Below are 15,266 nucleotides of genomic sequence, written 5' to 3'. Positions count from 1 at the left end.
TATGACCGGAAGCATACTTTTTGAAGCCATCGTATTTCTTGCAGGAGCATTGTTATGTGTACCCTTGGCCAAAAGGCTGGGGCTAAGTTCGGTTCTGGGGTACTTGTTGGCAGGTGTGCTTATCGGCCCCTATCTCTTAGAGTTTATTGGGGAAGAGGGACAAGATATTCTACATTTCGCCGAATTTGGTGTGGTCATGATGCTCTTTCTCATCGGTCTCGAAATTGAACCCAAGAATTTCTGGAAGATGCGAAAGACCATTTTGGGTATGGGCGGGGCACAGGTGATCGGCAGTATGCTTCTCTCATTTTTAATGTTCCATTTAATGGGTTTTGAATGGAAGGTTTCCTTAACCGTATCAATGGCCGTAGCCCTTTCTTCAACGGCAATTACCTTACAGACCTTAAAAGAGAAAGGCTTGTTTGAAACTACCTATGGGGCCTCTTCTTTTTCCATACTTCTATTTCAAGATATTATCGTCATTTTTATGTTGGGTATACTTCCGCTGCTCTCCAATGAAAATGAAGTTGCTTCTCAAACCGCAGAATCTACTGATCATGCCAATCTTTTGGAGAACTTGCCTTTGGGCCTACAGACCTTGGCCATTATACTTTCAGTGGTATTGATCGTTGTAGCCGGCAGGTACTTGTTCGTTCCGATGTTGCGAAGGGTGGCCATGACCCGGGTAAGAGAACTGTTGACCGCCTCTGCCTTGCTGATTGTTTTGGGTATTTCATTGTTGATGGAATTGGTGGGCCTCAGCCCTGCATTGGGAGCCTTTTTAGGGGGCGTGGTTTTGGCGACCAGTGAGTTCAAGCACGAACTGGAAAGTACGCTCGAACCCTTTAAAGATTTGTTGTTAGGACTCTTTTTTATGGCGGTAGGGGCATCCATTAACTTTATAGTGATTAAAGAGAATCCATGGGGTATCGGGGGGCTTTTAATAGCCGTGATATTGTTGAAAGCAATCGTGCTTTTTGCGGTAGGAGCCCTATTTAAGTTGAAAATGGACCAACGCTTACTGCTCTCGGTAGGGCTGGCACAAATTGGGGAATTTGCCTTCGTACTTCTTTCCTTTGCATTTCAGTTGAACATTCTTAGCGGTGAGCAGATGGACACCATGTTGGTGGTAACAGCGTTGACCATGACCCTGACCCCCATTTTGGGGATGGTGAACGAACGTTTGATATTGCCCCGAATAGGAACCAAAGAATCGGAAAAAAGGGCCATCGACCATATTGCCAAACAGCATAAAATAATCTTGGTCGGTTTCGGGCACTTTGGTAATACCGTAGGTCGTTTTTTGCGTTCTCACGGCATTGAGGCGACCATTTTGGATTTTGACTCGAACCGAGTAGATTTTCTTCGTAAAATGGGTTTTGAAGTGTACTATGGAGACGCAACACGTATAGACCTTTTAGAGGCTGCAGGAATTGCCGATGCCCATATTCTTATCAGTGCATTGGATAACCCCGATACTACTAAAAAATTGGTGGGAATCGTAAAAAAGAAGTACCCGAAGGTAGAACTTATGGTACGCACAAAGAATAGGTATGAGGCCTATGACCTATTAAATATGGGGGTCGAACATATCTATAGAGAGTCTTTAGATACCTCGGTAAAACTTGCCAGCGATGTGCTGAGTAAAATGGGCTTTAGAAAGTATACTTTATACCGTCAGGCGCAGAATTTCATTAAATTGGATGAACGCAGTATGCGCAGGTTGGCCGAGCAAAAACCTAAAGATGAAAAGGAATATATCTTTAAGGCCAAAGAAGAAATTGCCCAGCAAGAAAAAGTAATGGAACAAGATTGGCACCGTGGCATTTATCAAAATGATAACCACTGGGATACGGAACAGATGCGCTTGGCCTCTAAGCTTCATAAGAAGAAACCATAGTATCTCAAATTTCCATTTAGATTTCAATGGAAAAATCTTCAAAAATTGGGCGCTGATCAGTAAAATCTCTAAAATGTAGTAAGTCTATTTTTGATTTTTTTTTAGAACTATGAATTGGTAAGAAAGAAAAAAACTATGGAGTACTATTTCATTAGAAAAGATTGAGTTCTGTAGTTTTTCTACTTTCGTGATGAATCATTTATGGTAAAAACTTTATTACTTGAGTGCTGTCATTGTTTTTCGTCGCTATTATGAATAAATGGTCGTCACGGTTAATCAATTTAATATCTCTTACATCACCTTCTAGCCAGATGCCCGATTTATTATTTTCGATTTCTTTAAAACTTCCTTTTCCATCGCCCTCCAATAATAAGCCCTTTGAAGCATCACTAGGACCATATTCCACTTTAAACGGAAAAAAATTGCCAGCCAAAAAAAGATCTTTTTTTTCGTCACCAGTAAAATCTTTGGCAATAACACTTTGAACCGAAGAAAATTGAGCCTTTAATGGTAACCTATGAACTTGATAATGACCTCCCTTGTTCTCTAAATATAAACTGCGTAATTCGAAAACACTAAAATGCATTGCTTCTTCCAATTGTTGTTCTGAAAAAATTTCTTTCAATGTTGCCGATGCATACTGTTTATGATACAAAAACTTCTTTTTTAATTGCGGAAAGGCGTCTTGAATTTCATTCAACGATGCTATTGGATATCGCTTACCTTGAATATAATTACTGATAACCGGGGTCAAAACCCCATCATTTCTAAAGTCACCGACATAGGCTTCAAGAGGTTCGTCTTTAGAGACCTTGAAGGGTGTGTTGAGACCTAGATTACCGACTATCAGGTCAATATCCCCGTCCCCGTCCATATCAGCTTTTTCTATACTTTGCCACATCCCATTACTTTCGGAAAGCCCGTATTCTTTTGTTTTTTCGACTAACTTTCCATTCTTGTTCAAAAATATTCGAATCGGCATCCATTCTCCAGCGATCACCAGGTCTGGCAGAGAATTTTTATCCACATCGGTCCAGACGGCAGCGGTGATAATACCAGGTTGTCTAAGGTCAGGGTTTACCTCGTTTGTAGCCAGAGTGAATTTGACCTTGCCCGTAGCGCGCTCGGTATCGTTTCTTAAAATACCGCCGAAGCCAGGTATCGGATAACCACTGGGATCATTGCTGGCTCCCACGAACAGATCTATATCGCCATCATCGTCGTAATCCGCTGCTGCGACCACACTACCATTCGAATGGGCTTCAGGTAATGCATCTTTACTAGCTATTTCAAAATCTCCATTGCCCTTGTTAAGAAATAATCTGTCGGCAAGTACTGACTTACTTCGTCGAGGTTCGCCACCGCCGCTGACTACATAAAGATCCATGTCCCCATCTAAATCTGCATCGAAAAAAACCGAACCAGCAGATTCAAAGGCTTTGCCGTCACCAAAACAATCACTTTCAGAAACCCTATAAGTGCCATCAGGTCTTGACAAGAACAGCGCATCATTTTGTTCAAAGGCTCCACCAATAAATACATCTTCTAAGCCATCGTTATTTACGTCCGAAATCGACATTTTAGGCCCGTACCTTGAACTCTGTTTTAAGGCCAGTCGGTTAACCTTAAAGTCGATATAATCATTTTCATTGTGAACGAAATCTAGGCCTAGGTCCGAAGTGTTCTCGAAGATTGTTTTTTTTAATTCTAGTTGGCTTTCTGAGTTAGGTGCCGAATTGGCTTGTTGAAATTCATGTAGAGCATTGATGGCAATATTTTCTTTAGTAGTGATATTTCCGTTTGGCCATTGAATTTTCAAGTCTGCCTTATCAGATTTGCCCAAACCGAATTGAAGTATAGGGTCTACGGACGATTGGTACCCCCTAACATTATAATTTTCTAAAAATTGATTTGTCGAATCGGTATATACCCAAACCTTTGCACCGATAGCATGGGTGTTGCCATCTTCTCCTTTGAGTTTAATACGAATAAAATTTCGACCCTTTTTCTCAGAGCGATTTTTATAAATCGACAAGGGTTGGTTGGTATTGTTAACGACCAAATCAAGGTCTCCATCATTATCAAAATCAGCATATGCTGCCCCAGTTGAAACGGTTGGTTCCGATATACCCCAAATGCTTGAAACATTTTCAAAAAGCTGCCCCGTGTTTTTGTACATGTAGTTGGGGATTTTTGTAGAAGGCATTTTCTGTACCAGCTCGTATATGGCCTTTGAATATTCTTTCTTGCCCTTGGTGTCAAACATTTCCCCGCCCTTCGCCCGCACTTTGGCGATAGCTTCGTTCATTTCGAACTTCATGAAATCTTTGTTGGTATAATCCCTGAGGTAGCCATTGGTGATAAATAGATCTTTATAACCATCATTATCGAAATCGGCGATTAGGGGTGCCCAGCTCCAATCGGTATTAGAGATACCCGAAAGCTGACCTACCTCTGCAAATTTTGGGATGTGCTTATTCGAAAGGCCTTGACCAAGCTGCAACATATTACGCATATGCTGTTTGTGGTAGCCGCTATCTACGGCTATCTGATATCGATCAAATTCATCGGGACCTTTCAGTAATTTTTGTCTATAATTATCTTCCGGAAGCATATCGAGGGTAACTAGGTCGATATTGCCGTCATTGTTGAGGTCTGCCGCATCGTTACCCATTGAAAATTTTGAGATGTGGCCGAATGAATTTTTGGTTATGTCTTGGAACTTTCCGTCACTATTATTGAGATATAGAAAATCTTGTTCTTCATAATCGTTCGATACATAAATGTCGGGCCAGCCATCTTGATTGAAGTCACTGATGGCCACACCAAGTCCGAAGTTTAGACCGCTACCATGTATACCCGCAATTTCGCTTACATTTTCAAAATGTCCATTGTCATTTTTATATAGGGAATTTCCAAAAAGCGGATGCCTGGTTTTACGCAATTTGGTACTGTTAAAAAACGGGGAATAAAAAGTCTTGGAATGGTTTAAAAGAAACATGTCTAGATCACCATCAAGATCGTAATCTAAAAAAGCAGCTTGTGTGCTATAGCTGCCTTCAGCATCAAGACCATAGGTGCTGGCCTCGTCTTTGAATATCGGAACACCATTCTCAACATTACCTTGATTTATAAAAAGTTGATTCGCTCGATCACTATTAGATCCCAAACCGGAATAGCAGACATAAATATCGAGCAGTCCATCACCATTGATATCAGCAACACTTGTTCCTGTTTTCCAGCCTTTTCTTCCTTGAACCCCTGCAGCTACGGTTATGTCATCAAATTCAAAATCACCCTTGTTAAGATAGAGTCTGTTCTCGACAGAATTGCCGGTCAGATAGAGGTCGGGTAGACCATCACCATTAAAATCGCCAATGGAAACACCGCCACCGTTATACATATACTCGTATTGCATTACGTTGAGTTCTTCCGTTTCGACAATGGTATTCGTAAATGAAATTCCAGTTTTGTCTGTGGTCAAAGCCTCGAACAAGGTGTTAGGCTCTTCTTTTTTACAACTCATGAAGAGTAGTGTGCAAATTACAAGAATAAGTGCTGGAGCTTTATTCATTTTGACTTTTGTTGTTTTTAGATATTTAAGAAGGGCATTTCAATATACTGAAATGCCCTTGCCTAAAAAAAACTAACTCAAACTAGCAATCTTTATATCTCTCTTATCAGAGTTTGTAATCTGTTAAGTTTACCACCCGTTAATTTGCTTGGCGGCCGGGTTCTTGTCTATTTCATCTTGAGGAATAGGCAAAACATATAATTTTTCGGGAAAATTTCTTTCTTCGAATTCAAATTTGGTATAGGTATAATTGTCCCCATCTTTTTCAATTTTCATTCCTAAAAGAGGGCCGTTCAGCAAGTTTTCGGCAATTCTCCATCTTCGAATATCAAAAAAGCGATGCTCTTCGAAAGCCAATTCAATTCTTCGCTCATTTCTTATTTTCTCGCGCATATCGTCTTTAGAAAGTCCGCCGGGTAAGGCTGGCATTCCTGCCCTTTGCCTAATTTGATTGATGGCGTCGTATACTGATCCATCTGGACCTACTGCTTCGTTTTGAGCTTCGGCATAATTCAAAAGAACTTCGGCATACCTTATGAAAATCCAATCTTGGTCACTCGACTGAGAGTAGATGATTAAATCTTCGTTATGAAATTTTCTAAGAAAATATCCGGTATTCATAAAGACATCTGGTTGCCCCTCGGCCCCATCTTCATGAAGTGCAATTTCACGACCTCTGAAGGTAGCGCCATCGTGCACAACCGTAGCCTCAAACCTTGGGTCTAAATTTTCCCATGGGTTATTGGGGTCAAAAAGCGGGGAAGATTCCTGAGGTTCACCATCTATCACGTCGTAGGCATCAACAAAATTTTGGGTCGGTAAATTACCGCCCCACCCAGCATCGCTCGGGCCTTTGAAGGTATTCGGTGAATTATAAACGTCCCACCCTGCGCCAGCAGTACCTCCAGCATTCGATTGGTGGTGCTTATCAGGGTACTGAAACTTTTTGGCGAAAACAATTTCCTCGTTGTTTTTGGTCAAAAACAGCGTTCTATAGTCTGGAAAAAGGGAGTAGCCTGTAACCTCTTGTGCCGCTTCCGCAGCATCGGCCCATCTTTCAGCATATAGTAAAACTCTACTCTTTAGAGCATATGCGGCCCCGACGGTAGCTCTACCGGCATCGGCATTTTGTTTGCTCGGTAAGGCAGCAATAGCCTTGTCTAAATCTTCAACTATAAAATCTACAACGGCATCATAACTAGACCGAGGTATTTGTAGGTCATCATCAGGGTTTAGACTTTTGTCAATCAATGGTATTCCGGTGGCTTCAGAGCCTTCTGATTTTAGACCGTATAATCGTAATAACTCATGATACATGAATGCCCTTAGAAAATGCACTTGCGAAACTAAACTGTTTCTTGTTTCTTCATCTTCGAGATTGTCAAGGTTTTCTAGGGCTACATTGGTTTTTCTGATCAGGCCATAGTAATCTGCCCAGGTTTCTCCCCAAGGCACATTGCTAGGAAGAAAGTCGGCGCTTTGCAATTGATTGGAATGGGTCCACCCCATGCTTACTTCACCATCATCAGTTGTACCATCAAGTATATACAAACCTTTGGCCCAACCCCCGTAATTTCGATCGAACCCAGAAGGCATACTGCCATACATCGAATTTACGAACTGAGTAGCTCCTTGTGCATCTTCCCAAACCAAACTTTCGGTCAGGGAGTCTTTGGGAATTTGATTTAAAATATCTTTTTCACAGCCGATTAAGGTCATTAATCCGAATGTCAGTAAAAAGAGCTTTTGCGTATAATATCTTTTATAAATTTTCATGGTCATTCAGTTTTAGAAATTAATGTCTATGCCTAGGTTCCAAATTCTGAGTTGAGGATAGCCCCAACCTCTTCCATTATCATTCTCTGGGTCATAATTATCTATTTTTGACCAAGTTGCTACATTGTTGGCATTAACATATAACCGAACTCCGGTCAATAACTTCTGATTTATTTTATCTAATGGAAGGTTGTAGCTTAATTCTACATTCTTCAATCGAACATAAGATGCATCTTTCAACCAGAAAGATGAACCCCTGTGATTATTATCTGCATTGATCAGTACTCTTGGTTCAGATGCATTTGGGTTATCAGGTGTCCAACGATCTAAATTGTTTTGAAATGCCCCGGCAGTGCCCAAGAAAAATGGCCAAGCACCTTCACCGCTATAATATTGATTTACGTTGGTAGCGCCCTGCAACAAAAAGGATAGCTCAAAATTCTTATAATTAAAATTGGAGCTGTACCCAAAGATGATTTCAGGTGTATTGGCTCTACCGATGGCGACACGATCATTATCATCTATTTGACCGTCTCCGTTTACATCTTTGTACCTTATATCACCCGGAGAAGTATCTGCGAAGTGTGTAGGAGCATTATTTATTTCTTCTTCCGTTTGAAATAGGCCCAATGCCTGATAACCGAATTGCGTGAACAATGGTAAACCTGTTCTTCTTATATTCGGATTTTCGGTTTCCGGCTCATCAATGAATACAATCTTATTTTTGGCATAGGTGAAATTTCCTTTCATGGTATAATAGAAATCTTCTCCTATACTGTTTTTATGACCAAGACTTATTTCAATACCCTTGTTGTTGACCTTAGCCAGATTTTCTACCGGTAGACCTATGCCCAGCAGACTGGGGATCGATAAATTTCTGGTGCCCAAAATGTCACTACGTTTATCTGAGAAGTAGTCTGTGGACAAACTCAGTTGACCGCCCCATAATGTCAGATCCATACCAACATTCAACTTTTTTACGGTTTCCCATGTGGCCGATGGGTTAGACAAGCGACCCTCTACGATAGCCTGTTGTACATCGCCGTCACCAAACACGGCATTGCCCGAGACATCGAAAGATTGCAAATAGAGAAAGCGTAGGTCTTGATTGTTCAATCTTAACCGGTCATTTCCTAAAATACCGTAAGAACCCCTAAACTTCAAAAAATCGATTGCAGACGAGTTTTTCAAAAAAGACTCTTTAGAAACGATGTAAGCCAAAGAGCCGGAAGGGAAGAAACCCCACCTTTCATTTGATGCAAACTGTTCAGAACCGTCAGCTCTAAAACTTCCTTCTAGAATGTATTTTTCATCAAAGGTCCAATTTAACCTTCCCACTACACCTTGTCGACCACTTGTACCAGAATAACCGCCATTGTTCCTGTTTTCGGCACCTCCGAAGTTCAATTCATCGATAGCAAGGGTATACCCTTCTCTAAAGGCACTTATAAAATTCCATTTTTCTTTGGTCTGGGTGTATAACAATAATGCAGACAGGTCATTTTTTCCAAAGCTGTTTACATAATTCAAATGTGTTTCTAAAGTTATAGATTGGTAATCTTCATGATCTTCATATAAGGATGTTTGCCCAATTGGTTGCTCTTCAAAGGTGCCATCATCCAGTCTTGCATAGAATGGAGTTTGAGCATAAGACCAATTTTTGTTATCGGAAAACGTTTTATCATAAGAGGCAACTCCTTTTATCGATAACCCAGGGGCAAAAGGCAATTGTTGGTCTACCTGAATTCTACCTTTGAAGACCTGGTTTATTTCGTTTCTGTAGCCGTTTTCAGGTAAAGTTAAATAGGCAGGCCCGCTAGAATATGTACCGTTCGACCATTGAATAGGTCTTTGGTTGGGTGGGGCAGAGGCGACCCATCTGATAGCTTCAGGGTCTCTCACGGATCTGATATTTTCATTTCTTCCTGAAATATCAAAAGCCAATTTGGTTGTATTGGTCACATTGGCATCGATATTGGAACGAAAGTTATATCGCTTAAAATTATCGGACGGTATTAGGCCATCTTGAGTCAAATACCCGAACGAGGTCGCAAATGTGAGTTTTTCACTTCCGCCACTGGCATCGATTGAATTAGTACGCAGTAGTGCTGTGTTGTTCAAGACAGAAAACCAGTTGACATCAGGGTGTGTATCGGGGTTACTACCGGTTCTGAATTTTTCTAAATCTTCGGCTGAATGAATGGGCTCATCACCTTGATTCACCAATGCTTCATTATATAGTTTAGAATATTCGTAAGAATTAAGAAAGTCGGGTTCTCTTGTTCGCTCTTGTACTCCGAGACTTGAAGAAACACGTATGCTCATTTTACCTGCTTTACCTCTTTTAGTGGTGACCAAGACTACTCCGTTACCCCCTCTTACTCCAAAAACTGCGGCACTTGCTGCATCTTTTAGAATGGAAAATGATTCTATTTCATTTGAATTGAGTTGAGAGAAATCACGGGCAGAGCGTACAATACCATCAATTACATAAATTGGAGAAGCGTCGCCGGTCGTGCCTATACCCCGTATAAGAATATTTGAGCCATCTCTACCCGGTTCACCTGAACGTTGAGTTGCTATTATACCTGTGGTTTGGCCAACTAAAGCATTACTCAGGTTTGGAGTCGGGTTTCTGGCAATTTCCTCTTGTTGTACTTCGGAAACCGATCCAGAAATGTCACTTCGTTTTTGTTGTCCGTAGCCAATAACAACTACTTCATCCAATAATGCGGCATCTTCTTCAAGGGTAATGCTCATATTAGCTGGATTGTCTACGATTATTTCTTTACTCAAAAAACCAATGTAGGAAACAACAAGAACAGCATCGTTTGATGTTTGAATGGTGAAATTTCCATCAAAATCGGTTTGAGTACCGTTCGAAGTGCCTTTTTCAAGAATATTGGCTCCTGCAAGAGGTTGTCCCAACACGTCGATTACAGTACCATTAACTGCTTGGGTTTCTTGTGCCCAAGTTATGGATGTGAAAAGAATAAATATCGCTAGCATCCAGAATTTTATTCTGGTCTGCGCTATCGCGACAAGAAGAAGTTTTAGGTTTTTCATTACAAAAAGTTTAGTTAAGTGTAGTTTAAACACCTCTAAATAATGAATTTTTTCTATAGCTATTAAATAAAAGGTTTAAAAATGTGTAATTTTAACACTTATTGATTGTAAAAGTAGTTTACTTCCTACGCTTTTGTTGATTAACATTCTGATTTAGAGATTTTCATTTTAAATTTTTGTCATTTTAAAGCATTTCAATAGTCTTAACTTTTAGGTAAATAAACCGATTCTATCAGTACTGATAATGGTTTTTGATGAATGCTGGTCAGGTCCTGAATTTCTATAATTTTAATTTATGACGACTATCGGAGATGCTATGCGTCTTGATGACTAAATCTTCCAGTAGACGATATGGCCCAGCTAATCTTTGAAGAAGTTTAGCCCATTGTACATTTTGATGGAGGAGAAGATTTAAAGACATGAAAATTATTGATACTGCTTATAAGCTTATCGAGACGGTGAAAAAGTAGCTCATTAAGTTATAAGTCTCATGTATTGATAGAGACTATTCGGCTGATGTGCTCCCTTATATAGTCTCTGTTAAACTTTACTTCAAAATTAGGATTTATTCCCAATAAATGGAATTATTCCATATTTTAGCTGTCCATTCCTACGATAGTTATGCAGAAGACCATTTTACATCTAGATCTTGATACATTTTTTGTATCCGTAGAACGACTCATCAATACCAAACTCAAAAACAAACCTTTGTTAGTTGGTGGTTTGAGCGATAGGGGCGTGGTGGCGGCCTGTAGTTATGAAACCCGTGGTTATGGCGTACATTCGGGTATGCCCATGAAAATGGCGAAAGAACTATGTCCTGAAGCGTTTACCATTAAAGGCAACGCCGGTACGTATAGCAAGTATTCCGATGCGGTTACCGAAATTATACAAGAACAGGTACCCCTTTTTGAAAAATCAAGTATCGATGAATTTTACGCCGATCTAACGGGAATGGACCGCTTTTTTGGTTGTTATAAGTATGCTTCTGAATTGCGGCAACGTATTGAAAAAAATACGGGGTTACCAATTTCTTTCGGACTTTCAGTCAATAAGGTAGTTTCTAAAGTAGCAACCAACGAAGCTAAACCCCATAACCAGCTAAAGATAGATTACGGACTCGAAAAAACTTTTCTTGCGCCTTTATCCATAAAAAAAATACCCATGGTAGGCGATAAAACGTATCAGACCCTTCGAAACCTAGGGTTGCGACAGGTACGCACTATACAAGAAATGCCCGTTGATGTGATGCAACGTGTGTTGGGCAAAAATGGGCGGGTCATTTGGAAAAGGGCCAATGGCATTGATCACACCCCGGTAATTCCGTTTTGTGACCGTAAGTCTATTTCTACCGAGCGTACCTTTGATAAAGACACTATTGATATAGTAAAACTGAAGGGCATTCTTATAGCCATGACCGAAAATTTGGCTTATCAACTACGCCGAGGTGAAAAGTTAACGGCCTGCATTGCGGTCAAGATCAGATATTCCGACTTTAATACTTATTCGAAACAATTACGTATTCCCTATACCAGTGCCGATCATATATTGATTCCTAAAATTCTGGAAATGTTCAAAACACTGTACAATCGAAGATTGTTGGTGCGATTGGTAGGTATTCGGTTCAGTCATTTGGTGTCGGGCAATTATCAAATCAATCTTTTTGACGATACCGAAGAGATTTTAAATCTATATCATGCGATGGATCATATTCGAAAACGCTATGGTGATAAGAGTGTGATTCGTGCCTCGGCCATGGGCGCACGAACCATCGGCCGAATGCAAAACCCGTTCGATGGTCGGCCACCGATTGTACTTGCACACCGAAAACAGTAGCCCGTTAAGCGTTAGGTTATCAGCTTTCGTAAATGTTTCATTGTGCGGTAGGGTAGAGCTGCTGTCAATTAAAAGTGCTGATTACGCTGTAATTTCTATTAACCAACAGTAAACATTTGTACCTAAACTGTCATACATATTATAGTCTTCGTTACGGAACTTTTTCCGAAAGAGAACTCTTATGTCTTGCCCAAGAAAATGAAGTGACCAAATTGGTGTTGACCGACATCAACAATACCTCAGGTTGTCTCAATTTTGTGCGTCTGGCTTCCGAATATGGGATCAGCCCTATTTTAGGAATTGATTTTCGAAACGGAGTAGAACAGTGTTTTATAGGTATTGCTAAAAATAATGAAGGGTATCTTGAGTTGAATAATTTTCTTTCCGATCATTTGCATAAAAAAAAACAATTGCCATCGGTGGCCCCCAAATTTGAACACGCCTATGTAGTGTATCCTTTTGAAAAAGCATTACTTAACGAAATAGTTATTCTTAACGAAAATGAATACATAGGTATATCGATTGCCGACCTTCGAAAGTTGCCCTTTTCAAAATTAGCGGGATTGAAACATAAGCTGGTGGTTCAGCAACCTGTTACTTTTCGAAATAAAAACGATTTCAATGCCCATCGGCTATTACGCGCCATAGACAATAATGTGCTGCTCAGTAAGCTCGATAGATCTGAAGAAGCTAGCGCAGACCAAAAAATGTTCTCTATACCTAATTTGGCCAAGGCCTTTTCTGAATACACCCATATTTTAGAGAATACCGAACGTTTGATGAATTCATGTGAGATTCATTACGATTTTACTTCGAAAAGGCGCTCTCAGAATTTACAAAGATATTTAGATACTGATAAAGCGGATGAAGCTTTGTTGGAAAAACTGTGTGAAGAGGGTTTGCCTTACAGATACCCAAACGGTGGAGAGGGTATTACGAAGCGATTGAATAAAGAGATGCATATGATTAAGAAAATGGGTTTTGTTTCCTACTTTCTTATCAATTGGGATATTGTCTCCGAAGCGCGCAGAAGAGGTTTTTTCTATGTCGGCAGGGGTAGTGGGGCCAATAGTATTATAGCCTATCTATTGCGAATTACCGATGTAGATCCAATAGAACTCGATCTGTACTTTGAACGCTTTATCAATTTGTACCGGGTCAATCCGCCTGATTTTGATATTGATTTTTCTCATCATGACCGCCCAGAGATGACCAAGTACATTTTTGAACGTTTTGAAAATGTGGCATTATTGGGCACTTATGTCACTTTTAAAGAGAGGGGCGTAATTCGAGAATTGGGCAAGGTGTTCGGGTTGCCTAAAAACGAAATAGATGTGCTATGTGAGGGTCGGTACGATTATAACAAGTTAGATGATATTTCTCGGTTGGTGATAAAATATGGCCGGTTGATTATGGGTATGCCCAATTATTTGAGTATTCATGCCGGCGGCATCTTGATCAGCGAAAAGCCAATACATTGGTTCGCTGCTAGCCATTTGCCCCCGAAAGGTTTTCCGACTACTCAGTTTGATATGGTCATTGCAGAAGATGTGGGGCTTTTCAAATTCGATATTCTTGGTCAACGCGGACTCGCCAAAATACGGCAGACACTGGATATTATCAGCTATAACCAACCCCATAAAATCGACACTTTTGACATTCATAATATCAGTAAGTTTAAGACTGATCGGTCGGTAAACGCGTTGGTCAAGAGCGCTCAATGTATGGGTTGTTTTTATGTAGAGTCGCCTGCCATGCGTATGCTTTTGAGAAAATTGGAAGTTGATAATTATTTAGGCTTGGTAGCTGCTAGTTCAATAATTAGGCCCGGAGTGGCAAAAAGCGGTATGATGCGTGAATATATTTTACGGCATCGCAATGAAGATAGGGCCAAAGAGAAAGGTCACCCCGTTATGTTGGATATTATGCCCGACACTTATGGAGTAATGGTGTATCAAGAAGATGTAATTAAAGTGGCCCACCACTTTGCCGATCTTGATTTGGGCGAGGCCGATATACTAAGACGTGGAATGAGCGGAAAGTTCCGTTCACGTGAAGAGTTTGAGAAAGTACGTTTGAAGTTCATAGATAATTGCCGAAAAAAGGGAGAGCCTGACAGTGTGATTTTTGAGGTATGGGAACAGATTGCCAGCTTTGCCGGTTATGCTTTTGCCAAAGGCCATTCGGCATCGTATGCGGTAGAAAGTTATCAGACACTTTTCTTACGGGCGTATTTTCCGTTGGAATATATGGTGGCCGTACTTAATAATGGTGGCGGATTTTATAACGCGGAGTTTTATGTGCATGAGGCACGAATGTTAGGAGGCAACATACACGCGCCATGCATTAATAAAAGCCTGAATGCCAATGTAATCTATGGGAATGATATTTATCTAGGCTTTGGTTATCTGCGTGAACTTGAGAACCGTATATCGGAACGTATTTTGAAAGAGAGGTCTTTGAACGGCAAATTTGCCTCCCTTGAAGATTTTTTAGATCGGGTAAGCATTTCGATAGAGCAGGTAAGTATTCTTCTTCGTATCAATGCCTTTCGGTTTACGGGGGTGAACAAACACCAATTGTTATGGAAAGCCCATTTATTTCTCAATAAAAATACCAAAATAGACCACCCCAAACTGTTTCCGCCCAAGCATCAGAATTTTAAAATACCCCAGCTGACTACGACAGATTTAGAAATGGCCTTTACTGAATTAGAGTTGTTGGGGTTTTGCTTATGTAGTCCGTTTGAATTGTTGGCCGAACCTCTCAAGAATAATCGTTGTGCCGATGATCTCGAACGTTTTTTAAACCACCATATCGATATCTACGGGTACTTGGTCACCGTAAAGAATACGAGTACCCATGATGGTAAGCGTATGCATTTTGCAACTTTGGTCGACCAACAGGGTAAGGTGTTCGATGTAGTATTATTTCCGCCAGTGGCGGCCAAGTTTAGTTTTAGGGGCAAAGGGGTCTATCGTTTTTACGGTAAGGTGGTAAGTGAATTCGGGTTTTTGAGCATAGAGGTAATCAAGATGCAAAAACAAGATTATATTCAAGACCCTCGATATGCCGATATGAAGACGAGTACGAAGGTTTTTTCTAAGAAATGAT

6 protein-coding genes are annotated in these 15,266 nt (G+C 40.5%); 3 read left to right on the top strand and 3 right to left on the bottom strand.

Annotation, left to right across the window (positions count from 1 at the left end; all coding sequences use genetic code 11):
- Position 1: 1 nt before the first annotated feature.
- On the top strand, positions 2-1,900 hold the full coding sequence (locus IV512_RS08515; protein ID WP_209402372.1) for a monovalent cation:proton antiporter-2 (CPA2) family protein: 1,899 nt from the start codon (positions 2-4) through the stop codon (positions 1,898-1,900).
- A 199-nt stretch (positions 1,901-2,099) separates the two neighbouring features.
- Here the strand turns inward: IV512_RS08515 and IV512_RS08510 are convergent, their stop codons facing one another.
- From IV512_RS08510 to IV512_RS08500, 3 genes are all read right to left on the bottom strand, one after another.
- Positions 2,100-5,474, bottom strand: coding sequence for a VCBS repeat-containing protein (locus IV512_RS08510; protein ID WP_209402370.1), 3,375 nt, complete (start codon positions 5,472-5,474; stop codon positions 2,100-2,102).
- Between the two features lie 129 nt (positions 5,475-5,603).
- Positions 5,604-7,250: a RagB/SusD family nutrient uptake outer membrane protein gene (locus tag IV512_RS08505; RefSeq protein ID WP_209402368.1), complete on the bottom strand. Its 1,647-nt coding sequence runs from the start codon at positions 7,248-7,250 to the stop codon at positions 5,604-5,606.
- Positions 7,251-7,262: 12 nt separating this feature from the next.
- Positions 7,263-10,316, bottom strand: a complete 3,054-nt coding sequence (locus tag IV512_RS08500; RefSeq protein WP_209402366.1) for a TonB-dependent receptor — start codon at positions 10,314-10,316, stop codon at positions 7,263-7,265.
- A gap of 621 nt (positions 10,317-10,937) precedes the next feature.
- On the opposite strand from IV512_RS08500, the gene dinB reads away from it, so the two are divergent.
- Together dinB and IV512_RS08490 are read left to right on the top strand one after the other, a co-directional pair.
- On the top strand, positions 10,938-12,152 hold the full coding sequence (gene dinB, locus IV512_RS08495) for a DNA polymerase IV (RefSeq protein ID WP_209402365.1): 1,215 nt from the start codon (positions 10,938-10,940) through the stop codon (positions 12,150-12,152).
- 116 nt (positions 12,153-12,268) lie between these two features.
- Positions 12,269-15,265 carry a DNA polymerase III subunit alpha gene (locus IV512_RS08490; protein WP_209402364.1) on the top strand — a complete coding sequence of 999 codons (2,997 nt, stop codon included), beginning with the start codon at positions 12,269-12,271 and terminating at the stop codon, positions 15,263-15,265.
- The last annotated feature ends 1 nt before the right edge of the window (position 15,266 follow it).

The sequence above is a fragment of the Pseudozobellia sp. WGM2 genome (assembly GCF_017810075.1).
Classification (GTDB): Bacteria; Bacteroidota; Bacteroidia; order Flavobacteriales; family Flavobacteriaceae; genus JADNYK01.
This window is presented reverse-complemented; position numbering and strand designations above follow the sequence as displayed.